Here is a 23553-nt window from a genome sequence, read left to right as displayed (position 1 = left end):
GTTGTCTTATGAAAATCTTAAGCGTTTCTTAAAGCGGTTGACAGTTGGAAAGGGCTATGATAAACTTATATACGACACCAATAATACGTCTGAAAAAGGTAAAACACAAGGAGGAGAAACAGTGAAACTAAGAAACATAAACAGAGGTCTGGTTCTTGGCGGTGTGCTTGCGCTGGGCGTTGTATGCTACACAGTGTATGATAACAACCAGTTCAAGACTTCCAAGCCTGAGATAGAACAGACCATGAGGGATTATATCGCAGACTTGACAAGTGCAAACGTTGGAAGCAGTGATAAGTTAAAAAGTCAGCTGACAGATTTTGTGAATAAGCATTATGCTGACTACACCACATCTGACAATGAGTACGCTTCGTCAAAGTCAGGACTTCTGGAGGAAATAAACCAGGCTGAAGTTGCAGCGCAGGGGGGAGATATCACCTCGGCTGAGTATGACATAAAAGAGATGTCAATAAACAAGAGTGGAGCTGACGGAGCAAAGGTCACTATGATATACAATGTGTGCTATGACGTATCAAAGGGCGACCCAACTTTTCTCACAACCAACGGCATAAGCACCATGACAAGCGGTAACTACACAAATTCCGACAACTATGAGCCTAGCACATCTTCATACAAGGCGATTTTCAGTTATGAAAATGCTGAATTTTATCTTTTGCGTACCTCTGACGGCTGGAAGATAGCAACGTCCAGCGACTACGGATATGGCGAGGATTACAACTTTGATGATAACAACAGTGACAGCGTGGCTGATGAAAGCAAGGCTGAGTCTGAGATAGTTCCGGACAGCAGTGCAGAAAATACCGACAGCGAGGGGGCAGACAGCGTTGAGTGATACTATTCTAAAGATAAAGGGGCTTAACAAGACCCTTGGCAAAAAGCAGATACTTCACAGCATAGATATGGAGTGTTACAGTGGCGAGGTCTACGGCTTTCTCGGTCCTAACGGCGCAGGAAAGACCACGACTATAAAGATAGCCGTAGGGCTTTTACAGCTTGACGAGGGTGAGATATCCATTGACGGAAAGGATATAAGAAAAGACTTTGAGGGAGCAATGGCGAACGTGGGCGGCATTGTTGAGAACCCTGAAATGTATAAATATCTCTCGGGACTTGAAAACCTACGTCAGTATGCAAGAATGAGAGAGGGAGTAACTGAGGAGCGTATCAAAGAGGTGGTGGAGCTTGTAAGGCTTTCAAACCGCATTGATGACAAGGTGTCGAAATACTCTCTGGGTATGCGTCAGCGTCTTGGCGTTGCGCAGGCTATCCTGCACAGACCAAAGCTTCTTATCCTTGACGAGCCTACAAACGGTCTTGACCCGCAGGGTATAAAAGAACTTCGTGACATACTCAAAGAGCTTGCCCACAAGGAAGGCACTTGCGTTGTGGTATCGTCACATCTCATGAGCGAAATGGAAATGATGTGCGACAGAGTGGGCATTATCGCAAACGGAAAAATGATAGGCTCATACACAATGGAGGAGCTTATCTCACAGTCTGACAGCTCAATTGCTGAATATGTACTTGAAGTTGACGACCCGCAAAAGGCTATGGGTCTTATAAATCTCGCAGACGAGGGCAAGCGTATCGACAAGGAAACAAGTGCAGTTGTTCTTTCTATCCCTGTGGAGATAGAGAAGAAAAAGATAGCCTCGGTGAACAAGACGCTTATCGAGGGCGGAGTTTCACTTTACACTGTTCACCGCAGAGAGAACAAGAAGCTTGAGGACGTATTCATCGAGCTTACAGGAGGAAAGGAAGGGGGCGTACAGATTGGCTAGATTTTTCAGACTTGTGAAAAACGAGTACATAAAGGTTTTCAAAAAGTTATCCACAAAAATAATGATCGTGCTTATAATAATATGTGCGCTTGGACTTTCAGGCATTGCACTTTTTGCAAAGCACAACATGGAGAGCAATAACTATTCAAGCTATGACGCAACTGGTGATTATCAGCAAAACATAGATTGGCTCAAAGACACAAACGGCGACCCTAACGAGATCGCAATGTGGCAGTATCTAATCGACAACGATATCGACAGCGATGATTGGAGATATGATGTACTGTCAGCCATATTCGCAGACGGCACCGGTGATATGTCAGGGATAAAGAAGTATCTTGACGACAACGATTGGCGTGGCTTCTGTCAATACAGGCTGGATAATGAAATACTCTCGGAAGGCGAAAAGTGGGAATATCAATACAGGTTGGACAAGGATATTTCCTTTGACAAGTCAAACGAGAAGAAAAACGATCTTATCATGACAGTTGCAAACGCAAAAAACACCATTGCGACCATGGGCGACGCAAAGTCTGACGGACAGAACAGCAGAGCAAAGCTGGAGGATAATATAAAACTTGCACTCTATCAGCTTGACAATGATAAGCTCGACAACACGGCAAACCAGATGTCGCTGTTTGAAACAAGCGAGCCTGAGCAGATAACATTCTGGACAGTGTTTCTCACAAGCACTTCCCTTGTGACAGTAGTCGCACTGCTTGCTATCGTTATCGCAGGCGGCATTGTATCCTCTGAATTTTCACAGGGAACTGTCAAGTTCCTGCTTATAAACCCTGTTAAACGCTGGAAGATACTCATGTCAAAATACTTCACTGTCATCACAGTGGGTTACATAATGCTTTGCATACTTTTCGTGGTGATGATACCTATTACAGGGCTTATGCTCGGCTTTGACGGCTTCTCAACGCCTTATATCTATGTAAGCGGCGGCGAGGTAAAGGAAATGCCTACACTGCTTTATGCGGCAGAGCAATATCTGATGAAAAGCGTTGAAATGGTGGTAATGTCAACACTGGCGTTTGCTATCTCGTCACTTGTAAGAAGCACAGCCCTTGCTATCGGCGTCAGCGTATTCACAATGTGCATAGGCTCAACGGTCACACAGCTTTTGGGTCAGCTTGGACAGGATTGGGCAAGATTCCTTGTATTCGCAAACACAGACCTTGCTTCTATCTCAAAGGGCTACTCAATATTTGCCCAGCACAGCCTGACCTTTGCCGTAGGCGTTCTTATAGCACACATGGTGGTGTTCCTGCTCACCGCATGGGACGGCTTTACAAAGCGTTCTGTATAAAACAGAATAAAAACATCAAACGGGCGAAGAAATTTCGCTCGTTTTTTTGTTGCTGAAAAGAGTAAACAAATGAACAGATTATCATATAAACATAAGATTGACAAGGGTGAATAAATATTGTATAATAGTCGAGTTGATACAGAGATCGTTTTAATGGATATTTTACAGGAGATAGATATATGTTTGAAACTTTAGTTGACGTTTTTCTTGATGCATTAATAGACAGCCTTAAGATCCTGCCTTTTCTGTTCGGAGTTTATCTGCTTATAGAGTATATAGAGCATCGTTCTGCCGACAAGCTTGGAAAGGCTCTTAGAAAAATGGGACCTTTTGGTGCGATAGGAGGAAGCATACTAGGAGCAGTGCCCCAGTGCGGATTTTCCGTTGTGGCTTCCAACCTTTACTCAGGCAGGCTGATCACAATGGGAACTCTCATTTCGGTATACCTTGCCACAAGCGACGAGGCAATACCAATGATGATAGCAAACCCTGCATTTGCCGGCAAGCTTTGGCAGCTTATTCTTATAAAGGTAGCGGTGGCTATAATAGCAGGTGTGCTTGTTGACCTTATCTTAAAGCTTATGGGCAAAAAACAGGACGAAGAGCCTTTCAAGGAGATTTGTGAGGACTGCGACTGTGAACACCACAGTATTTTGCACTCGGCACTTCACCACACTGTAAGCATAATACTTTTTATATTTGCGGTAAACCTTATTCTCGGTGCGGTAATGGAGTTTGCAGGAGAGGACACAGTAAAGACCCTGCTTATGTCTGACAGCATAGTTCAGCCGTTCATAGCAGGCATAATAGGCTTTATCCCGAACTGTGCGGCTTCTGTTGTTCTCACTCAGCTTTATATCGAGGGCGTTGTGAGCTTCGGCTCGCTTATCGCAGGACTTTGCACAGGAGCAGGAGTGGGACTTCTGGTGCTTTTCAAGACCAACAAGCACAACATGAAAGAGAATTTCGCCATAATGGGAATACTTTATGTTTTCGGTGTGGCAGCAGGCTTTGTGGCAAGTCTGTTCTAAAATATGATAGACAGATAAAAGGAGCAATTCGCAATGAACTGCTCCTTTTTGTTTGCAAAAAAATCTTCGTATGTATAACGGGTTGCCCCTACACTACATCATATCCTCAATAAGATAAGGCAGGCTTATGCGGAAGCAAACGCCGCCTTTTTTCATATCGTTTTCTACCTCTATGCTGCCCTCGGAAAGCTCGATTATCCTTTTTACAAGTGCAAGTCCAAGACCGTTGCCCTCTGTTGCACGGGAGCGGTCGCCCTGATAAAACTTATCAAATATCTTCGCCTTTACGTCAGGGGCTATAGACGGACCGTTGTCCCATATCTCCGCCGAAATATTCTTCTCGTTGCGGAAAAGCTTCACGCTTATCTTTCCGCCCTCCGGGGTGAACTTGATAGCGTTGTTGATGATATTCTGCCATATCTGCGCCATAAGCTCCTCACTGCCCACATACATGATATCCTCAAGGTCGATATCAAGGTCGATTTTTTTCTTCGACCACTCAGGTTCAAGCACAAGAAGTATTTTTCTTATCTGCTCGTCAAGAGAAAATCTTGTCTTTTTGCCCACTGTTTTCTGATTTTCAAGCTTTGTGAGCCTCAAAATATTTGACGAAAGCTTTGAAAGCCGTGATGTTTCGTCGATTATTATCTGCGTGTATTCCTCACGTTCCTGCTCGGTTATATCGTCAGATTGCAGAAGCTTTGCAAAGCCCTGTATGGAAGCCAGGGGCGTTTTGAACTCGTGGGAAACGTTTGAGATAAAATCGCCTCTCAGCGTTTCCGTACCTGCAAGCTCCTCAGCCATTTTGTTAAAGTTCTGTGCAAGTATGCTGTATTCAGGATCAGACGGCTCTCTTACTCTTACCTTAAAATTGCCCTTTGCTATCTCAGCCGCCGCCGCACTAAGATCTCGTATAGGCTGTATAATGCTTCGACTCATGAACGCTGTTATAATAGTACCGATAACGATACAGACCATAAAAGCTATGATGACAACAAGGTTTACTACCCAGTAAACGCTGTCGCTTGAAAAGCTGTCTATGATAACGAACTTATCATAGACCTGGGAGATTATAGTTGCGTTAGGCACAACACCCTCTGAGGACACATAATATCCCTTATGCACGATATCTGCAAAATGGTCGTGTACTCTTGAATCGTTTTTATCCACCACTGATAGACTATAGGCTGAATTGTTCACAATGGAAACTATCTCGTCCACAGTAAAACCGCCCTTTTCTTCAAGCTGATCCATTGCCATGGAAAGCTCCACTAACTGCTGTTCGGCATTGCTTTTCATTACAGGACTGCACACCATTACAAGCACTGACACCGATATAGAAGCCGACACCAGCATCACAAAGAAAAACATAAGAGTCAGCTTGAACTGCAAACTTGTTTTATTTTTGGTCTTTTTCTTATCCAAACCCCTCACCCCTCAAGCTTATCCCTCACTGCTTTTTCACAGCCTTATAGCCAAGTCCACGAACCGTGACAATATCGAATGACTCACAGCTTCCGTAACGCTCTCTCAGCCTTTTAACGTGAACGTCAACAGTACGCTCATCAACGTCCTTATCCATGCCCCAAAGCTCGTCAAGGAGCTGGCGGCGTGTGAATATCTTGTCAGGGTAGCTGAGCAGTTTAAAAAGCAGTTTGAACTCCATTTGCGGTATAGTTTCCGCCGCTCCGCCGTCAACCGCCACGCTCATAGCGTCATAATCAAGCACGCAGTTTCCCACAGTAAGAGAATGTTCCGACGCCATTTTTGAACGCCTTAAAAGCGCACCCACACGGAGTATCATCTCATTTATATCAATAGGCTTTACCATATAATCGTCTGTGCCGGCAGAAAAGCCCTCCTGCTTGTCCTCGAAGGTCTCCTTTGCGGTGACCATTAGTATAGGCAGATTGAAATCAGCCTTTCTGAGCTGTCTTGTAAGCTCATAGCCGTCCATATTCGGCATCATTATATCTGAAATTATAAGGTCTATATTCGTTTTTTCAAGAACGTCCAAAGCCTCCAGGCCGTCATTTGCAAGAAAAGTCACATAGCCATGCTGTTTAAGTGCGGCAGACATGAGCTTTCTAAGGCTTGCGTCGTCCTCCACCACAAGTATCTGAAACATAAAATATCCTCCCTCGTAAAAAAATTCCCCAATAGTGACATTATAGCTTATAATTGTGAACTGGTGATTAACATTTATTTTTTTCAAAAAACTCTCCGAAATCCCCTGAAAATTCATATTCGGTTCACACAGAACTGGTATTATATAATCACAGCAGAAGAAACAAAAAAAGCTTTGGTAATTGGTAAAACTTAAAGTCAGGTTTTTATCTTCTTTCCCTCTGCGATTCCCCAAGTCGCTGATACATTTCCTCGTCTTTAGGTTTTACCAAATACCAAAGAATCCCTTTCATAATTCTATAAAAATTAATGCTCATTTCAGCCGATGGAAGTGGGTATTAATTTTTTATTGCTCTTTTAAGACAAGATACGACAAAAAAACCGCAGAAGCCATATAAAATGACCTCTGCGGATATTTTTTTGCCTTTATTAGCCGTTAGCTGCAAAGCTTTTCACGAAGCTCAGCCGCCTTTCCAAGAAGCGCACAGATGTAGCTGTCCACATCAGGCTTTGCAAATCCACCAAGCGCTGAGCCTTTAAGCTTTCGCTGACCTGTTTCTCCGGGGATAACAAAGTTATCACCGTTCTTTTTCTTTTCGATAGCCGACTCCAGCATATAGATCTCGCTGGTTATGGTGTCGATATATTTTAATGTATCAAGCTTATCATAGCCGCCAAAAAAACACGTTTTCAGACTATCCATTTTTCTTCCCCCTGCCTTACTGCTGTTTTGTACAGCAATTGTTATCAAAGCCTACAATCTTTATTTGATTTAATTATATCACAAATACTTAGCTTTGTCAATAGGTTTGAAAATGAATGTTCACATTTAAGTAATTTTGTATGTATTTTCGGGACGTTTTATGTTGTATCATTATAATAGATATAAAAAAAACGCAGCCCTTGCAGACTGCGTTTTTGCGTTATATAAGTCTTTTGATAATAGTGATGTTGTTGTATCTTGAAAAATACTCAACATTTGAAATAACGATGCCAGTGGCAGTGTTCTGGGCGTGTACCATTTTGCCGTCGCCGATATAGATAGCAACGTGGTAAATGCTCGAGATCGACGCTCCGCCAAAGAAGATAACGTCGCCCTTCTTCATGTTGTTATATGAAACTGTAGTGCCGTATAAAGCCTGCGAAGCCGCATAGTGCGGAAGATTTATTCCCACCTGTGCGAACGAGAGCATCACAAGACCCGAACAATCCGTTGCACCAAACTGTGAACCGCCCCATACATACGCTCCGCCCACCATGCTTTTGGCATATGAAACAACAGTGTCTATCTTAGAACTGCTTGAATAATCAGGCTTAGGTGCAGGGGCTGCTGTTGTTGTGGTAGTGGTCTTTTTGCTTGTTTCAGGCTTTGGCTTAGCTGTTTCCTGCGGAGTTGTGGTGGTCTGAACCGTAGTTTCGTCAGGCTTTTCCGTTTGAGCCGGCTTCTTTGTGGTAGTGGTCTTTTCACCGCTGTTACCACTCTTTTTGGTGGTGGTAGTCTTTTTCTTTGTGGTGGTCGCAGTTGTGGTGGTGGTTTCCGCCTTTGAAGACACCTTCGAATACTTATCGTCCACCTGCTGTGACTTATCTTCAAGGTCGCTCTTATCGTTCTTTATCTGCTCGATAAGCTTGCCCGACTCCTGCTCCATTTTCAGAAGCTCCGCCTGCTCGCCCGCCAAAGTTTTCTGCTCCTTGGCATATTCCTCAGCCTTTGCTTTGAGCTGTTTTATCTGCTCATCAAGCTCTGCCTTGGTCTTTTCAAGCTTTTTATACTGATCCAAAAGCTCGTTAAGCTCGTCATTATCGTGCTTTGCAACTCTCGTCACAAGCTCTATCCTCATAAGAACGTCATAAAAATCAGATGAATTTATCAGCACGTTTGTGTACGAATTTGCTCCGCCTGCAACATACATTGCACGAATACGCTCCATAAAATCGTCCTTGCCCTCGTTTATTGCAGTTTCCTGCAAGTCAAGGCTGTGCTGAGTGTCAAGCTGTTTGCCGTCAAGCTCTGCCATTTGATCTTCAAGCTCAGAGGAATATTTCTCTGAATTTGCTATTTTTTTCTGTATGGATTTATATTTTTTCTTTATAGCCTCAAGGTTGTCCTGCTCGTCGGCAAGCTTTTTGTCAGCGTCGGCTATCTGCTTATCAAGCTCCTGCTGTTGCTTTTTTAGTTCTTCAAGCTGACTGCTGTATGTATCGTTATCCGCCATTACGACATCTTTCACACTGTTGTCAGAAAAACCAAAGGCGGCAAAAGCTATGCACAGAGCCATACAGCCTGCGGCTATTCTTTTCATGGGGTAAATTTTTTTCATAATATCAGTTCTCCAAAATATAAGCGTATTATATATTTTTCACGCTGTAACGTTTATGTAGTCCCTTTTATTATAACGCAAAACCCCGTTCTTGTCAAGAAACCAACCGCTAAAAGCCGTATTTTCGGCATTTTAAGACAATTCGCCACACATATTTTGTGCGTTATTGCACCTATTCTTCCCCGAACATCTCACCCAAGGTCTTTCCTATAAGCTCGCCTGTATACTGTGCCTGAGCGATAGAATTGCCGTGACTTCCCACCTCTATAAGAAGCGAGCCGGTGGTCAAATCCTGATTATAGTGGCGATAGTCGAAAAGTACAGGCCTTGTAAGCCCCTGCCAATCGCTCTCCAAAGCCGACTGCAAGGCACAGGCAAAGTGAAAATTCTTCATATAGTCAGGCATACCCATAATGCCGTCATCACACCCTGATATTATCATAAGCTGAGCCGCTTCCCTGCCCTCTATCTCCGCCACAGGTGCGAGCCTTGTGCCGTCCTCACGCTCTATGCCGTCACGGTGAACGTCAAGGCATACCTTTATAGAGGGGTACTCCTCCAATATCTGCTTTACCGCCATACGGCTTGAATCGTAAGAGCCGTCATAGCTGGGATAATCATGCACAAGTGTATCGTGGATATACGCAACGCCTGCTTTGTCAAGCTGTTCACATATCTTGTCCCCTACCGACAGCATATTCATTTCAGGGTCGGTGGTCTTGCAGGAAAAGGAGCTGTCATAATGGTCTTTGTCTGTGGGCTCAAAGCTTTCCGTGGCGTGGGTGTGATAAATAAGTATCTGCGGCTCAGAGGAATTTCCGTCTATTTGAAAATCATACGGCTTTGAGCTTTCCTCATAAAGCTCATCATTTGAAAGCTCAGTGCAGTTTCTCACCTGACCGCCGCCGTCAAGGTCGAAATACTGCTCGCCGTCATATCTGCCATAGGTGTATTTTTCTATAACACCGTCATTTCCCTCCATGCTTGCAGGATATGGTATCTTGTCCGTCACGTCCTGAGCAGGCAAAGGGCTTGGCACTTCTGAGCTTTTTGAGGGTGTTTGCTTCTCCTGTGGTGCCATATCCATATCCCATATGCTGTGCTTTGACACCACCGCCGCTTCAAGCTTGTTTGATACCACAGGCTTTGATGCCGTGTCCGTTTCACTTTCCATAGCAAAATACGGCTTGTATTCTCCCATAGCCACCCCTGCCGCCACAGCCGCCACCCTGCCGAACCTGCTTGCAGATCTTGCATAAAGCCATATACCCGTGGGCATAACGAACGCCACAATTATAACTGCAACACAACGCAGGCAGACTTTCTTTATATCCAATGCTGTCACTCCCATATACATCTTAGTATTATAATGTATATGCAGGACGAGCCGTCATATTACCTGCCCAGCTTCACCTTAACAGGCTTGCCCACTGTCATAGAGTCATGGGTCACGTTGCAGTCATAGCATAGTATCTTCACGCCCTTTCGGGAAGCTTTCTCCAAAGCCTCTCCGAACTCAGGGTGAGTGTCATAATTGGGCGTGAAATATTTCACATCGCTCATCTGAACGAGTATCATTATATAAGCTTCATACCCCTCGTCAAGACAGTTGGAAAGCTCCTCTATATGCTTCACCCCACGGAGGGTAGGAGCGTCAGGGAAAAGCACAACGCCGTCTTTCTCCAGCGTACAGCCCTTTACCTCCATGAAAATCTTCCTATCCTGCGACTCTAAGTAAAAATCAAAGCGTGAATTGCCGTATTTCTTTTCGGGGTAGACCGAGAAGCCCTCGCCAAAGGGTCTGTTCTCTCTCAGCCACTCCCCTACCGCCTTGTTCGGGGCTTGGCTGTCCATGTTTATGAGTCTGTCACCTTTTTCCACAGCCACAAGGTCAAAAGCGGTCTTTCTCGATTCGCTGTCTGAATGTTCAAGCCAAACAGTACACCCCTCCACCAAAAGCTCTTTGCATCTGCCCGTATTTTTCACATGGCAGACCTCGGCTTTGCCGTCTATCTCAACGTTGGCGATAAACCTGTTCGGTCTTGATAGAAATTTGCCTTTATGTATATTATCGTATCTCATAATTCGCTCCTTTTATTCTTACTATTCACATTATACCACAAATATGTTTGATTATAAATACCTAAATCATGCATTCTTAGCTTTGCTGATTTGTGGTTCGATACAAAAAGGGAAAAATATTTCACAAAATCTATTGACGTTATTTGTGAAATATGTTATAGTTTTGAGTATAGGTTATATAACAATAATAATTTATTAAAATTTTAGAAAGAGGTATTTATAATGAAAAAAATAACTGCACTTCTCGTTTCACTTATAATGTCATGCGCAGTAATGGCAGGCTGTTCGGACAGCAGTTCTTCAAGCTCATCAAAAGCAGACAGCACATCAAAGGCAGAAACAAGCGCAGCCGCTGACGAGTCAACTGCTTCAGAAGCAGGCACAGCCACAGATCTCGAGGATACTCTCACAGCGCAGTATACAAAGAAGATACAGGGCGAGAGCCTTGCTATCGACATGACAGTGGCAAGCGAATATGACAATTCATCAGCCGTTGTTGAGATAGCAGGCGGCAATATGCACATGAAAATGAACTTTATGGGCGTGGATATGGATATCTATAGTATCGACGGAGTTATGTACACACTTGACAGCGAGTCAAAAACGTATTACACTGTTGATATGGAAGAATCTATCGACGACTTCAAGAGCGAAATAGGCTACGGCATTAACGACAGCTACAAGTTCATAAGCTCTGAAACAACTGACGACGGTCTTATCTGCGAAACTTTTGAAAACACAGAAGATCCTGGCATCGAGCTTGAATCAGGCGTAACTCTCGACACAAGCGATTCTGACGATCATTCTTTCACAACAACATTCAAGTATTACTTCAATGCTGACACAAAGGATATTGTTAAAATAGAAACTATCTCTGACGGCTCAACGACTACTGTTACAGTAAACTCATTCACAACTGAAAACGTTGAAGTCAAACTCCCTGACGATTTTGACAGTTGGACAGAGCAGTCTTTCGATATGAGCACTGACGATATCCCTTATGACGCTGAACTCGATGTTGAGTCAGGCGCTGAGTCAGCCGAGTAATTCTTGTCATTTTTCGGAGGCAAAATATTATGAACAAGAAAATGGTAACTATTATTGCAGCTTTGGCAATGTGTACAGCAATGGCAGGCTGCTCGGAGAGCGATACTGCAAGCTCTTCAAAGGCTGAAACAACTACTACAACAACGGCTGCCGCAGAGTCTGCCGCTCCTGCTGAAAGCACAGCAGACGAAAGCTCCGCTGACAGCACTTCCACAAACGCAGGCACAACGGATTATGACGTTGACGGCGATTTCAGAGCTTTCGAGCAGATGAAAGACAAGTATGAGGGCAACTATCTTGCGAACCTTACAGGTCAGATGTCAAACAACGGCACAAAGTATACTATCTGCGTAAAGGACGGCAAGGCTTATCAGGCACTCACAGTTCAGGGCATGAAGTCATACACAGTTTGCCCTGGCGACGGAAAGCTTTACAACGTTTCAGAAGGCACGACCACCTACAGCATTGAGGACGACGACGGAAATCAGTGGAAGTCAGCCGACATTCTTTTCGGCGCGACCCTCGATTTTGACCACGCATATATTGACGAAACAACAAACGTCGTTCACGAATACTATAAGCTCGACAGTGCCGTTGCAGGTGCTGAGGGTCAGATAGTTTACGGCTTTGACGGCGCTACATATGACCTTAAGCAGGTAGTTCTGCTCCCAGAGGGTGCTGACGAATCAAGCGCAGTTTACTTCACTGTAGATTCCATAGGCGAAGCAGACGACAGCCTGCTTGCTGTTCCTGATCTTTCTGCTTATACAAAAGAATAATTTTATCTGATCTTTTTCCAACATCGGGCGGACAGACCACTGCGGTCTGCCCGCTTTTTTTGCATTTTCAGCAAAGCGTTGTGCAATATGACGGAAAAGAAGTTTAAATATTTTTGAAATTTGTGAGAAAAATAGTCTTAAACCCCTTGACAAAATCGTCAAAAGGGTATAAACTATACTTAGCACTCGAGAAGAAAGAGTGCTAACACTTAAATACAATAAGTGCTAACAAGAAGAACGGGTGGTGAGCAAATGGACGACCGCAAGCTGAAAATACTTTCAGCGGTAGTCAATGAATATATCGTAACAGGCGAGCCTGTAGGCTCAAAGGCGATAATGGCTCACGTCAAAGCGTCCTCAGCGACCATAAGAAATGAAATGGCAGAGCTTGAGAAGCAAGGCTATCTCGAACAGCCACACACCTCCGCAGGCAGAATACCAACATATAAGGGCTACAGGCTTTATGTTGACCAGCTTATGGAGCAAAACCAGCTTACAGCAAATGAAAAGAAGATGCTGGATTCAATGATACCGCAGGAATATGTCACAGAGGAAGACCTTGTGAACAAGGCTTCAATGGCATTGGCGGATCTTACGAAATGTGCGGCGGTGGTCGCAAACGCAACGCCAAAGTTCTCGCTTATCTCAAAGGTAGAGGTAATACCTACAGGAAAGAGAATGTACGTTATTTTGATGATAACGTCCAACGGCTCTATTAAGAATAAGGTTTGCCGATTGGAGTTCGACCTCAGTCAGGATCAGCTTGAGTTTTTTGATAACTTCGTAAAGGAAAATCTCAACGGCGTGCCTATCGACAGTCTTTCGGACGCTTATCTTGAAAAGCTCACAGAAGCAATGGGAACGTACATGATGACCCTTTCACCGCTTGTTTCCGAGATCATGAAGATGACAAAGGAAATGAGCAGCGTGTCTATCAAAGGTCAAAGCAATCTTCTCACCTGCAAGGACTTCAACCAAAATGAGATAATAAGCTTTCTCGATAATCAGAAGGAGCTTAAAGGATTTATTGACGAAACGTTCTCAGGGCTTCACGTTATGTTCTCCCCTGAGCGTGACGGATTTGTTATCCACAACTCCTCTATTATAACAGCTCCGTTCTCAAAGGACGGCAAGACAGCAGGTGCGCTGGGGCTTATAGGTCCTATGAGGCTCGACTATGCGAAGTTTATCCCATATCTCGAGTATTTCACAGGAAAGATATCGGAAATGATATCCGAAAAGCCACAAGAGCAAAACAAAGAAGACGACGAAAATGAATAAAAAGGAAGGCAGGCGGCGTAAATTGAGTAAGGAAACTGAAAAGGACACCGAGCTTGAAAAAGAGGAAAACACCTCTGCTGAAAGCGAAGAAGTAAAAGAAGCGGCGGATACCGCAGAAAATGCCACTGAGGATACAGAGAAGAAGGCGGAGGAGAGCGAAACAGAAAAGCTGAAAAAAGAGCTTGCCGAAGCAAATGACAAGTATCTCAGACTTATGGCTGAATATGATAACTTCAGAAAAAGAAGCGCAAAAGAAAGACTGGAGCTTACAGACACAGCAAAGGGAAATGTGATAAACGGCTTCCTGCCGGTGTTTGACAACTTTGAAAGAGCGTTAGGCACAGAAACTCAGGACGCAGTTTATAAACAGGGTGTTGAAATGATATTCAATCAGTTCAGCGACGCACTTAAAAAGCTCAACGTTGAGGTAATGGAGCTTGCGGGCAAGGAATTTGACCCGAACGTTGCAACGGCTGTAAGCACAGTTGACGACCCTGACCTCGGTGAAAATATTGTGGCGCAGGTGCTTCAAAACGGCTACACCATAGGCGGCAAGGTCATAAGACACGCAATGGTAATAGTAGCAAACCCATAAACAAAGACATCGGGACTTAAGGTCTTGATATAAATTAAGTAAATTTTGAAAGGACTTGATCTTATGAGCAAAATCATCGGTATAGATTTAGGTACAACAAACTCTTGTGTAGCAGTTATGGAGGGCGGCGAAGCCGTTGTTATCCCTAACAGCGAGGGTGCAAGAACAACTCCGTCAGTAGTTGGCGTTTCAAAGAACGGCGACAGACTTATCGGTCAGGTAGCAAAAAGACAGGCTGTTACAAACTATGACAACACTGTAATTTCTATCAAGAGACATATGGGCTCTGACTACAAGGCTCACATGGGCGGCAAGGATTACACTCCACAGGAAATTTCAGCTATGATACTTCAGAAGCTGAAGGCTGACGCTGAGGCTTATCTGGGCGAAAAGGTAACAGAGGCTGTTATCACAGTTCCTGCTTACTTCACAGACGCACAAAGACAGGCTACTAAGGACGCAGGTCAGATCGCAGGTCTGACAGTAAAGAGAATCATCAATGAGCCAACAGCCGCTGCACTTTCTTACGGTATTGATAAGGAAGAGGATCAGAAGGTCATGGTTTACGACCTTGGCGGCGGTACATTCGATGTATCTATCATCGAAATGGGCGACGGCGTTACAGAAGTTCTTGCTACAGCAGGTAACAACCACCTGGGCGGCGACGACTTCGACCAGAGAATTATCGACTGGATGATCGCAGAGTTCAAGAAGACTGAGGGTGTTGACCTTTCAGGTGATAAAATGGCAATGCAGAGACTTAAGGAAGCTGCTGAGAAGGCTAAGATAGAGCTTTCATCTACAGCATCATCAACTATCTCTCTCCCATTCATCACAGCAGACGCTACAGGTCCAAAGCATCTTGAAATGACACTTACACAGGCTAAGTTCAACGAAATGACAGCAGACCTTGTTGAGTCAACAATGGGACCAGTTCGTCAGGCACTTTCAGACTCTGGTCTGTCAGCTAACGACCTCCAGAAAGTCCTTATGGTCGGCGGTTCTTCAAGAATACCAGCCGTTCAGGAAGCTGTTAAGAAATTCCTTGGCAAAGAGCCGTTCAAGGGCATCAACCCAGATGAGTGCGTAGCACTTGGCGCTGCATATCAGGGCGGCGTTCTCGCAGGCGACGTTAAGGACGGTCTGCTCCTCCTCGATGTAACTCCACTGTCACTTGGTCTTGAAACAATGGGCGGTATCTGCACAAAGATCATCGAGAGAAACACAACTATACCTACAAAGAAGTCACAGATATTCTCAACTGCCGCTGATAATCAGTCAGCCGTTGATATCAACGTACTTCAGGGTGAGCGTGAGTTCGCAAAGGACAACAAACAGCTCGGTATGTTCAGACTTGACGGCATCGCTCCTGCTCCAAGAGGTGTTCCACAGATCGAGGTAACATTCGATATCGACGCTAATGGTATCGTACACGTTTCCGCTAAGGATCTTGGCACAGGCAAGGAGCAGAACATCACGATCACTTCTTCAACAAATATGTCTAAGGACGATATAGATAAGGCTGTCAAGGAAGCTGAGGCATTCGCAGCAGAGGACGCTAAGAAGAAAGAGGACGTTGACGCAAGAAACGCTGCTGACCAGCTTTGCTTCCAGGCTGAAAAGTCACTGGGCGAGTTCGGCGACAAGATAGACGCTGCTGACAAGTCAGCTTGTCAGGCTAAGATAGACGCTCTTAAGGAAGCCCTCAAGGGTACTGATATCGAGACTATCAAGGCTAAGCACAAGGAGCTTGAGGAAACATTCCAGGGCGTTGCAACTAAGGTATATCAGCAGGCTGCACAGGCACAGCAGGCAGCAGGCGGTGCCGCAGGCTTTGACCCTAACAACATGGGCGGAGCAAATGGCGGCAGCAACGGCGGCGCTTCAAACAACGGTGGCGACGACGTTATAGACGCTGAATTTACTGACGCAGAATAAATCATAACGGCTGCCTCTGCTCCGATTTTTCGAGCAGGGGCTATTGCCGTATTAAAAGGCTGTGTGAAAAGCGTGAAAGGACTATACTTACAAAAAGGAGGCAAGCCCATGCCCCAAGACTTTCACGATCTGCAGCTTACAGAGCATGGGCGTTTATATGGCTGAAAAAAGAGATTACTATGAAGTGCTTGGCGTTTCTAAAACTGCCACAGACGATGAATTAAAAAAGGCATTCCGTAAGCTTGCAAAGCAGTATCACCCTGACCTTCACCCTGGCGACAAAGCGTGCGAGGAAAAGTTCAAGGAAGTAAATGAAGCTTATGAAGTGCTTTCAGATAAAGATAAAAGAGCAAGATATGACCAGTTTGGTCACGCAGGCGTAGACCCGAACTACGGTGCAGGCGGTGGAGCAGGTGCAGGAGGCTTCGGCGGATTTGGCGATATGGGCGATATTTTCGATTCCATTTTCGGTGGATTTGGCGGAGGCTTCGGTGGCGGACGTTCTGCTAACCCTAACGCACCAAGACGCGGCGAGGATATAAGAGCGAACGTTGTTCTTGACTTCATGGAAGCCTGCAAGGGCAAGACTGTGAAAATTCGCATAAACAGAGCCGAAAAATGTCCTGACTGTCACGGCACAGGCGCAGCCGCAGGTTCTTCGCCTAAGACCTGTCCTGACTGCCACGGCACTGGTACAGTAAGGATAACACAGAGAACGCCTTTCGGAAACATCGCTCAGACCACGACTTGCAGTCGCTGTGGCGGTAAGGGTCAGATAATCGACAACCCTTGCCATACCTGCAATGGTCAGGGCAGAGTAAAGAAGGTATCTGAAAAGGAGATAAACGTTCCTGCCGGCATCGACGATGGTCAGACACTTAGAGTAGGCGGTGAGGGCAACTGCGGTATAAACGGAGGTCCTAACGGCGACCTGCACATCAACATTACAGTTCGACCTGACCCTATTTTCGAGCGTGACGGCTATGACGTGTGGACAGAGATACCGCTTACTTATGCACAGGCTACTCTCGGTGACGAGATAACAGTTCCTACAGTTGACGGCAAGGTAAAATACACAGTGCCAGAGGGTACACAGACAGGCACAGTGTTCCGCCTGAGAGGCAAGGGCATAAAGAAGGTAAACAGAAACGACCACGGCGACCACTACGTTCGTGTAACAGTTGAAGTTCCACGCAATCTGACCAAAGAGCAAAAAGAAAAGCTCCGTGACTACGAAAAGTCCCTCGGTGAAAAGAACTACGCAAAGCGCAAAACATTCTTTGACAAGCTCAAAGACAAATTCAAATAACAAAAAGGAGAACGGCACAAAGCTGTTCTCCCTTTTTGTTTGCAATAAAAAATGCCGCAGGAAGACCCACGGCAATTATCATCTTATCAAGCCATACCTGTGTGCTTTTTGATAGCCGCAAAGGACTCCGCACTGATAACGTGTTCCATACGGCAAGCGTCCTCTACTGCAACTTTCTCGTCAACACCAAGCTTTATGAGCCACTGTGAAAGCAACGTATGACGTTCATACATTTTCTCGGCTATCTCCAAACCCTTGTCTGTCAAACGAATATAACCGTCCTTGTCAACAGTTATATAGCCGTTCTCACGGAGATTTTTCATTGCCACACTTACGCTCGGCTTTGAAAACTCAAGTTCGTTTACTATATCTATGCTTCTTACCTCGTCTTTGCCCTTGCGCTGGCTGAGAATAAGTATCGTTTCGAGATAATTTTCAGCTGATTCTCTTATCTGCATTATAACGTCCCTCCCTAGAACAAGTTTGTCATCAGGTCATTACGACTATTATATCACATTTCAAGCCGCATTTCAAGTGCAAGCACGCTTTTTCAGCGATTTTGATAAACTTTACATCAATGAATTGTGTTGATATACAAAGGCACTGCTCACAAAAAAGCAGTGCCTTTAAAGCTGTCTGTTATTTACTGTATACCGCACTCGTCATAGTCTTTCCACTTTTCGGCGTGCTCCTTATCCTCAAAATATTTGTATACAAAAAGCGCAGTTGACGCAACAACAAGTATCATCGCACCCATTAAAGTCCAGAACGACTTTTTTCTTGAATAGTTTGACATAACAAAACTTCCTTTCTTTCGCAATAGCATACAAAAACTTGCGGCTATCGCTCATAGCTTTGTTATAATTATACTACACAATGCTCTTTCTGTCAATTATTTTCACAGGATTTTCAGATATATTTTTCCGAGTAAAAGTGCAGAAATTCCTCAAGGCAAAGCCCGCCTGCGGCAATGATACGAGCGGCTTCAACGCCCACATAACGATAATGCCACGGCTCAAAATCAATGCCGGTCATCTGCTCTTTAAGGCGAGGATAGCGAAGGATAAAGCCGAAATCTGCGGCATTTGCACAAAGCCACCGTGATTCAGGCGTCTTGTAAAAATCCTCGCTCACATCATTGTCACCCTCTCTGCCGAGATCCACAGCAAGCCCGGTGTTGTGTTCGCTTGACCCGGGGAGCGCGAGAGTTCTGCCCACCTTTTCCACAGCCTTTTCATAACTCAGACCGCCCCACATTTCGTGAGATACTTCACGCTCCCAAAGCATCTGCTGATATTCAAAAGAGCGATAGGCGGAAATAATTTTCAGCTTTATGCCGTCAGCTTCCGCCTTTTTGAGCAGAAGCCTGAGCCTGTTTCCTGCCTGAGATTCCATAAACTTGCCGTTCACCTCTGTCAACTCCACACGATCGCAAAATCCCATATCTATGGGATTGAATTTATCCACAAGCATAAGATAATCCATATACTGACCTCCTTGTCCTGATGGGGAGAAATGTTTTAACTTAGTATATGCAGATGTGTGTGGAGAGTATACACGGCGAAGCTAAATGAGGAGTGAGGAGTGAGGAGTGAGGAGTGAGGAGTGAGGAATGAGGAATTAGCATAGCTGACCAAAGTTGTGCACAAGCACCAAGCGTAGCGATTTTGCGGCATTGCAAACTCTCCCGAATATCCGCTCGTATTCAGAATTTGCATAATTTCAGCATTGTAGTGGCTTGGCTCAATTTCGGTTTCACCGAAATGCGACAGCCCGATATTTCTCGCCTGTTGAATTGTTGAAAAATATCGCACAATGTCACCCTAAATTAATTTGGCATCAAGGATATGGCAAGCACAGCATCGCTCCCCTACACATTTCAAAAAGCGGTGCAAAATTACATCATATCACAAAATGCCCGTCACGGCCAGTGACCTATATCCAGCACCCGTCCACTCTGACGACCTGCCCGTGAATGTAATCTGCTCCCTTTCCACTGAGAAAACGCACAACATTCGCCACATCTCTCGGCTTGCCTATCCTGCCTGCCGGTATGTCATCAACTATCACACGAACATCTTCATCCGTCAGCTCGCCGTTCATTTTCGTGTCTATCATTCCGCAGGATACGCAGTTCACCCTTATACCGCTTATAGCAACTTCCCTCGCCAACGCCTTCGTAAATCCTATAAGCCCAGCCTTTGCCGCCGAGTATGCAACCTCGCAGGAAGCTCCCTTTTCGCCCCATACGGAGGTTATATTTATCACATTTCCACTGTGTTCCCTTATCATCTCAGGAAGCACCGCCCTGCTCATACGCATTGCGCCAAGCAGATTCACGCTTATCATCTCCCATAGCTTCTCGTCAGTCATGTCAGTGAAAAGCTCTATATCCGCTATGCCTGCGTTGTTTACAAGAAGCGTCACCATACCAAAACTGTCCCTGACTTCCGCCACGCATTTATCTATACTATCCTTGTCACCAATGTCGCAGTAAAAAACCTCTGCACATAAGCCACGCTCTTTAAGCTCAGATACCAAAGCTTCCGCCGCAGCTCTGCCATTCTTGTAGCATACAGCCACCTGCCAGCCGTCCTCAGCAAGCACTCTGCATATCTCTGAGCCTATCCCACCAGAGCCACCTGTTACCAATGCCGTCTTTTTCATAAAAATACCCCCCGCAGATCATGATATACTGTAATTATATCACACCTGCGGAGGTTTTTCAACGGCTACTTTTCGTTCTCGTCTACCCATTTTCTCGCCCAGCCTGCGTTCTGCTCCTGACGATTGTATACTCTGCCGTTTGGCGCAGTGTAGTTGTCCGTCACAACATATTCCTGACCTGCCGAGATAACGTCATGGGGCTTGTATACCTTTGTGCCGTCTGAAGCCTGCGGGAAACGGCTCTTGTCACGCTTTTTCATGGCTATCACTCTCCTTTTTATGTTATTATCCTGCCCGAAGCTTTTGTGATTATCAGATGAAAAATCTGCATAACAGTTGAAAATATCACGATAACGTGGTATAATCATCTTATACTATTTTTATCGGGAGTATTAAAATGGAAAAATACAACAAACAAAAAGCTACACTCACCGCACTGCTGAAATGGGTGGAAACAGAGTTCTTCGGAATTTTCGTATTCCTTTTTTTTATCGCAGTTGCAAAGCCTTTCGGTGCATTGGCAAATATAATTTTCGGTCTTACAGGACTTCTCACAGTGGTCTGCCTTATGGCTGACTTTGGTCTGAAACAGGGAGAGGAAGCCAGAAATAAGGTCACATTCCACGGTGAAAAGGATTGCCCTAACTATGGCTTCACACTTGGTCTTATTGCAAGCATACCATGCTATATCACAATGATACTGCTGATGATATCAAAATTCAGCGGTTCGTTCAATTTCATGCCTGCCTACAAGCTTCTTGACGCCTGCTTCTATCCTCTTATAGATTGGGCTGCTCACTCTGCCGACGTGAAAGATATGTCCCCATTTGTTTTCATCATGACCGCCATATTCCCTCTACTCTATCCATTTGCCACATGGATAGGCTTCAAAATATCCTACAAACAGATAGACGTAAGAGAGCGTGTGGTCTACAAGCACAAATAAAATCAAGCCTGCCGTATCAGTCCGATACGACAGGCTTTTATCTTTTTATCGAAAAAACTCAGTTCTCCACTACACATTAAACTATTTCATTACTGAAAATCTATCTCTATATCTTTTAGCGTCACATAGTTTACTCCATTGCAGTTTTTATCGCTTGCAGTGTTTGCGATAAGCGTTATCTTTGCTGTGCCTTTCACATAGTCGGCACCAATATCCGTCTTGTAGTCATACGTGTAGCTCTCTCCGGCTTTGAGCAAAGTGTTCATGGTGTTTCTGTCGCCATTTTCGCCATAGCTCGTGGAATTGCCCTTACTGTCCTCTGTGGTGATATACTGGTCAGTCGTGAAGTCAAGCGCCATGTCCTTGTCCCAGTTGTTTGTGTAGGTAATATGGCTTATGAACTCGCCTCCGCTTACCTCATAGGAGTATTTCGCCGTGAGCCTGCCGTCCTTTGTTGTAAAGGTATTGTCCCCAACGTCCTCAAAATAGTCGATATATCCAATATCAACTTTGTCAGCCATATCAGGATCGTCCTTGGCGACAGAAGTCACAGCTTTCTCACTAGGATCAACATCGCCAGCGACCTCAGCGTTTTTCTTTTCGTCAGTGTATTCGCAGTTCTCATTGAGCCATTTTTCTATCTCTGTGACCTTTTCACTGCTAATATTGTATTTTTCTGTATATCCTAGATTTGCATCAAAATACATCCTGCCATCGTGAGTGAAGTATATCTGACCTTCTGTGCCAAGCATATCAATATTGAAATACGCTGTTATGCCGTTTGAAACATACCACTCATCATCTTCAGTGGTGGAAAAATCAATTGGTGTTTCCCCCTCAGAGGTTTCCGATCCGTCATCAACAGGCTCGGCAGTGAAAACGCCGTTTTCGTCCTTGAGCAGGTCAAGAAGTCCTGCAATGTCAACATCAGAATATGTTCTCAGCTTGCCCAGTCCAATATCATTATATACTGTCCTGATCTTTGCGGTCTTGCAAAGGTTCATATTCTTCACTATAGCGTCAAAATCAGACGGCGTATCGTTGAACACCCCATACCACGCCAAAGTGCCGTCATCAAATTTTACTGCCAGATAAAAACTTGATGACAAATCTTTTATTGAATAAATATCCGCTTTTGTTGTTTCCTTTTTGTTTGTTTCATAATTTGTTGTTTCAAGGGTCTGGGCTGTAAGCTTTTCATCAAGATAGCTTTCATCTATAACGCCCATTGAGCTGTACTTCACGCCGTTATATTCCACAAAATCATACTTTGCACCCATAGACAGATACTCCCACGGCGTCACCAACCCGATCTCCGTTGTTGCAAGATCAGTTCCATCATCATCGGCATAGTCCTGTGCCTGCTCATTTCCCGATGCCGAACTTACTTTTATCTCTCTGTCCGACCTGCCTGCAAACATCATAACACCCGTCGCTGCAGCGAAAACACCGCAGGCTGCAACTGCCGCCCACTTTGTCCATATGGTTTTTATCTTTATGCCGCTGCCGCTCTGTCTGCATTCTTCAATGTAATGCTCGTCAGCATTTTCCAAAGCCTTGAAAATATCCTCTCCTGTTGTTTTCATAAAAGAACTCCCTCCTTTTCAAGCAAAGCCTTTAACTTATTTCTGCTTCTGAAAAGGCTCGCCTTAACTGTGTTCAGGTTCATAGCATACTTTTTTGATATCTCTTTTATAGGCGTTGCAAACCAATATCGCTGGAGAAATATATTTCTGTCTCTCTCCTGCAACTCGCCAAGAAATTCGTTTATAAGCCCCTCAAGATGTCTGCCGTCGCAAAGACTCTCGGTGGTGTCATTGTCAGGTATGCACTCGTCAAGCTCCTCCAGGACCGCCGCTATCTCACCTTTTCCACGCTTTGCGGCCTTTGACGCACGATATCTGTCAAATGCGATATTTCTTGTTATCCGCCCAAAAAATGCCGACAGCATTCTGGGTTTCTGTGGCGGAATGGAGTTCCATGCCCTGAGCCAAGTTTCGTTCACGCACTCCTCCGTGTCCTCCCTGACTCCAAGAATATTGTAGCCCACAGAATAACAGTATCCGCCGTATTTTATATCCGATTGTGAGATAGCCTGCTGATCTCTGTTTTCATAAAGCTCGATTATCTTGCTGTCCTCCATTTTCCGCCCCCCTATACAATATACTTCATTGAAAGTCCTTTCACCTATAATGACGAGATATCCGCCGAAAGGTTTTATGAAAACGCAAAATAATTATAACATAAGATAAAAAATTTTGCAACACAAAAACGACGTCCCACATCACTATGGAAACGCCGTTTATATGAAGA

24 protein-coding genes are annotated in these 23553 nt (G+C 44.8%); 11 read left to right on the top strand and 13 right to left on the bottom strand.

Annotated elements, in window-relative coordinates:
* The first annotated feature begins 121 nt into the window (after positions 1-121).
* From DW938_RS07360 to DW938_RS07345, 4 genes are all read left to right on the top strand, one after another.
* Positions 122-853 carry a hypothetical protein gene (locus DW938_RS07360; protein ID WP_118124362.1) on the top strand — a complete coding sequence of 244 codons (732 nt, stop codon included), beginning with the start codon at positions 122-124 and terminating at the stop codon, positions 851-853.
* Positions 846-1802 (top strand): ABC transporter ATP-binding protein, encoded by a 957-nt coding sequence (locus tag DW938_RS07355; RefSeq protein ID WP_242992439.1) that lies wholly within the window; start codon positions 846-848, stop codon positions 1800-1802. The genes DW938_RS07360 and DW938_RS07355 overlap by 8 nt, the downstream gene beginning before the upstream one ends.
* Entirely contained in the window at positions 1795-3117 is a 1323-nt protein-coding gene (locus DW938_RS07350) for an ABC transporter permease (protein WP_118124361.1), read from the top strand. Before DW938_RS07355 ends, DW938_RS07350 begins: the two co-directional genes overlap by 8 nt.
* Before the next feature lie 179 nt (positions 3118-3296).
* A complete protein-coding gene (locus tag DW938_RS07345) occupies positions 3297-4148 on the top strand; it encodes a putative manganese transporter (RefSeq protein WP_022287705.1) in 852 nt (283 codons plus the stop codon).
* A 93-nt stretch (positions 4149-4241) separates the two neighbouring features.
* Here DW938_RS07345 and DW938_RS07340 read toward each other — a convergent pair whose 3' ends face one another.
* The 6 genes from DW938_RS07340 to sfsA all read right to left on the bottom strand — a co-directional run bounded on the left by DW938_RS07340 (position 4242) and on the right by sfsA (position 10678).
* Positions 4242-5573 carry a sensor histidine kinase gene (locus DW938_RS07340; protein ID WP_022287706.1) on the bottom strand — a complete coding sequence of 444 codons (1332 nt, stop codon included), beginning with the start codon at positions 5571-5573 and terminating at the stop codon, positions 4242-4244.
* Positions 5574-5598: 25 nt separating this feature from the next.
* The gene (locus DW938_RS07335; protein ID WP_022287707.1) at positions 5599-6276 is read right to left on the bottom strand and encodes a response regulator transcription factor; all 678 of its coding nucleotides are present in this window, start codon (positions 6274-6276) and stop codon (positions 5599-5601) included.
* A 435-nt stretch (positions 6277-6711) separates the two neighbouring features.
* Positions 6712-6978 (bottom strand): hypothetical protein, encoded by a 267-nt coding sequence (locus DW938_RS07330; RefSeq protein ID WP_022287708.1) that lies wholly within the window; start codon positions 6976-6978, stop codon positions 6712-6714.
* Between the two features lie 220 nt (positions 6979-7198).
* Positions 7199-8596: a C40 family peptidase gene (locus tag DW938_RS07325; protein ID WP_117956716.1), complete on the bottom strand. Its 1398-nt coding sequence runs from the start codon at positions 8594-8596 to the stop codon at positions 7199-7201.
* 172 nt (positions 8597-8768) lie between these two features.
* Positions 8769-9932: a stage II sporulation protein P gene (gene spoIIP, locus DW938_RS07320; RefSeq protein ID WP_118124360.1), complete on the bottom strand. Its 1164-nt coding sequence runs from the start codon at positions 9930-9932 to the stop codon at positions 8769-8771.
* 59 nt (positions 9933-9991) lie between these two features.
* A complete protein-coding gene (sfsA, locus tag DW938_RS07315) occupies positions 9992-10678 on the bottom strand; it encodes a DNA/RNA nuclease SfsA (protein ID WP_118124359.1) in 687 nt (228 codons plus the stop codon).
* A gap of 222 nt (positions 10679-10900) precedes the next feature.
* Between sfsA and DW938_RS07310 the strand changes: the two genes are divergently transcribed.
* The 6 genes from DW938_RS07310 to dnaJ all read left to right on the top strand — a co-directional run bounded on the left by DW938_RS07310 (position 10901) and on the right by dnaJ (position 17627).
* Positions 10901-11725: a hypothetical protein gene (locus DW938_RS07310; protein WP_117857904.1), complete on the top strand. Its 825-nt coding sequence runs from the start codon at positions 10901-10903 to the stop codon at positions 11723-11725.
* Positions 11726-11754: 29 nt separating this feature from the next.
* On the top strand, positions 11755-12504 hold the full coding sequence (locus DW938_RS07305; protein ID WP_118124358.1) for a hypothetical protein: 750 nt from the start codon (positions 11755-11757) through the stop codon (positions 12502-12504).
* 252 nt (positions 12505-12756) lie between these two features.
* The gene (gene hrcA, locus DW938_RS07300; protein WP_022287714.1) at positions 12757-13785 is read left to right on the top strand and encodes a heat-inducible transcriptional repressor HrcA; all 1029 of its coding nucleotides are present in this window, start codon (positions 12757-12759) and stop codon (positions 13783-13785) included.
* Positions 13778-14380, top strand: a complete 603-nt coding sequence (grpE, locus tag DW938_RS07295) for a nucleotide exchange factor GrpE (protein WP_117897317.1) — start codon at positions 13778-13780, stop codon at positions 14378-14380. Before hrcA ends, grpE begins: the two co-directional genes overlap by 8 nt.
* Before the next feature lie 63 nt (positions 14381-14443).
* Complete coding sequence (gene dnaK / locus DW938_RS07290; RefSeq protein WP_118124357.1) at positions 14444-16318, top strand: molecular chaperone DnaK; 1875 nt, start codon at positions 14444-14446, stop codon at positions 16316-16318.
* A 157-nt stretch (positions 16319-16475) separates the two neighbouring features.
* Positions 16476-17627 (top strand): molecular chaperone DnaJ, encoded by a 1152-nt coding sequence (dnaJ, locus tag DW938_RS07285; protein ID WP_117897356.1) that lies wholly within the window; start codon positions 16476-16478, stop codon positions 17625-17627.
* Between the two features lie 86 nt (positions 17628-17713).
* On the opposite strand, the gene DW938_RS07280 is transcribed toward dnaJ, so the two are convergent.
* The 5 genes from DW938_RS07280 to DW938_RS07260 all read right to left on the bottom strand — a co-directional run bounded on the left by DW938_RS07280 (position 17714) and on the right by DW938_RS07260 (position 20554).
* Complete coding sequence (locus tag DW938_RS07280; protein WP_118124356.1) at positions 17714-18085, bottom strand: metal-dependent transcriptional regulator; 372 nt, start codon at positions 18083-18085, stop codon at positions 17714-17716.
* Positions 18086-18270: 185 nt separating this feature from the next.
* Positions 18271-18423 carry a hypothetical protein gene (locus tag DW938_RS07275; protein ID WP_242989409.1) on the bottom strand — a complete coding sequence of 51 codons (153 nt, stop codon included), beginning with the start codon at positions 18421-18423 and terminating at the stop codon, positions 18271-18273.
* 113 nt (positions 18424-18536) lie between these two features.
* Positions 18537-19112 (bottom strand): M15 family metallopeptidase, encoded by a 576-nt coding sequence (locus DW938_RS07270; protein WP_118124355.1) that lies wholly within the window; start codon positions 19110-19112, stop codon positions 18537-18539.
* Positions 19113-19562: 450 nt separating this feature from the next.
* Positions 19563-20294: a 3-oxoacyl-ACP reductase FabG gene (gene fabG / locus DW938_RS07265; RefSeq protein WP_118124354.1), complete on the bottom strand. Its 732-nt coding sequence runs from the start codon at positions 20292-20294 to the stop codon at positions 19563-19565.
* Positions 20295-20359: 65 nt separating this feature from the next.
* Positions 20360-20554 (bottom strand): hypothetical protein, encoded by a 195-nt coding sequence (locus DW938_RS07260; protein WP_022287722.1) that lies wholly within the window; start codon positions 20552-20554, stop codon positions 20360-20362.
* Between the two features lie 137 nt (positions 20555-20691).
* Here DW938_RS07260 and DW938_RS07255 point away from each other — a divergent pair, with 137 nt between their 5' ends.
* Positions 20692-21240 carry a hypothetical protein gene (locus tag DW938_RS07255; RefSeq protein WP_118124353.1) on the top strand — a complete coding sequence of 183 codons (549 nt, stop codon included), beginning with the start codon at positions 20692-20694 and terminating at the stop codon, positions 21238-21240.
* Between the two features lie 89 nt (positions 21241-21329).
* Here DW938_RS07255 and DW938_RS07250 read toward each other — a convergent pair whose 3' ends face one another.
* Both DW938_RS07250 and DW938_RS07245 read right to left on the bottom strand, forming a co-directional pair.
* Positions 21330-22826, bottom strand: coding sequence for a hypothetical protein (locus tag DW938_RS07250; protein WP_118124352.1), 1497 nt, complete (start codon positions 22824-22826; stop codon positions 21330-21332).
* Positions 22823-23383 (bottom strand): RNA polymerase sigma factor, encoded by a 561-nt coding sequence (locus DW938_RS07245; protein ID WP_118124351.1) that lies wholly within the window; start codon positions 23381-23383, stop codon positions 22823-22825. Before DW938_RS07245 ends, DW938_RS07250 begins: the two co-directional genes overlap by 4 nt.
* Positions 23384-23553: the final 170 nt, after the last annotated feature.

Source organism: Ruminococcus sp. AM43-6 (assembly GCF_003461785.1).
Classification (GTDB): Bacteria; Bacillota; Clostridia; order Oscillospirales; family Ruminococcaceae; genus Hominimerdicola; species Hominimerdicola aceti.
Note: the sequence above shows the minus strand (reverse complement) of the source record. Positions and strands in the feature narration are given on the sequence as shown.

Excerpts from the sequence above, each read along its gene's own strand:
- DW938_RS07345 (WP_022287705.1), top strand. The coding sequence starts at position 3,297 with ATGTTTGAAACTTTAGTTGACGTTTTTCTTGATGCATTAATAGACAGC.
- DW938_RS07335 (WP_022287707.1), bottom strand. The coding sequence starts at position 6,276 with ATGTTTCAGATACTTGTGGTGGAGGACGACGCAAGCCTTAGAAAGCTC.
- DW938_RS07330 (WP_022287708.1), bottom strand. The coding sequence starts at position 6,978 with ATGGATAGTCTGAAAACGTGTTTTTTTGGCGGCTATGATAAGCTTGAT.
- DW938_RS07325 (WP_117956716.1), bottom strand. The coding sequence starts at position 8,596 with ATGAAAAAAATTTACCCCATGAAAAGAATAGCCGCAGGCTGTATGGCT.
- sfsA (WP_118124359.1), bottom strand. The coding sequence starts at position 10,678 with ATGAGATACGATAATATACATAAAGGCAAATTTCTATCAAGACCGAAC.
- DW938_RS07310 (WP_117857904.1), top strand. The coding sequence starts at position 10,901 with ATGAAAAAAATAACTGCACTTCTCGTTTCACTTATAATGTCATGCGCA.
- DW938_RS07305 (WP_118124358.1), top strand. The coding sequence starts at position 11,755 with ATGAACAAGAAAATGGTAACTATTATTGCAGCTTTGGCAATGTGTACA.
- hrcA (WP_022287714.1), top strand. The coding sequence starts at position 12,757 with ATGGACGACCGCAAGCTGAAAATACTTTCAGCGGTAGTCAATGAATAT.
- grpE (WP_117897317.1), top strand. The coding sequence starts at position 13,778 with ATGAATAAAAAGGAAGGCAGGCGGCGTAAATTGAGTAAGGAAACTGAA.
- dnaK (WP_118124357.1), top strand. The coding sequence starts at position 14,444 with ATGAGCAAAATCATCGGTATAGATTTAGGTACAACAAACTCTTGTGTA.
- dnaJ (WP_117897356.1), top strand. The coding sequence starts at position 16,476 with ATGGCTGAAAAAAGAGATTACTATGAAGTGCTTGGCGTTTCTAAAACT.
- DW938_RS07280 (WP_118124356.1), bottom strand. The coding sequence starts at position 18,085 with ATGCAGATAAGAGAATCAGCTGAAAATTATCTCGAAACGATACTTATT.
- DW938_RS07275 (WP_242989409.1), bottom strand. The coding sequence starts at position 18,423 with ATGTCAAACTATTCAAGAAAAAAGTCGTTCTGGACTTTAATGGGTGCG.
- DW938_RS07270 (WP_118124355.1), bottom strand. The coding sequence starts at position 19,112 with ATGGATTATCTTATGCTTGTGGATAAATTCAATCCCATAGATATGGGA.
- fabG (WP_118124354.1), bottom strand. The coding sequence starts at position 20,294 with ATGAAAAAGACGGCATTGGTAACAGGTGGCTCTGGTGGGATAGGCTCA.
- DW938_RS07260 (WP_022287722.1), bottom strand. The coding sequence starts at position 20,554 with ATGAAAAAGCGTGACAAGAGCCGTTTCCCGCAGGCTTCAGACGGCACA.
- DW938_RS07255 (WP_118124353.1), top strand. The coding sequence starts at position 20,692 with ATGGAAAAATACAACAAACAAAAAGCTACACTCACCGCACTGCTGAAA.
- DW938_RS07250 (WP_118124352.1), bottom strand. The coding sequence starts at position 22,826 with ATGAAAACAACAGGAGAGGATATTTTCAAGGCTTTGGAAAATGCTGAC.
- DW938_RS07245 (WP_118124351.1), bottom strand. The coding sequence starts at position 23,383 with ATGGAGGACAGCAAGATAATCGAGCTTTATGAAAACAGAGATCAGCAG.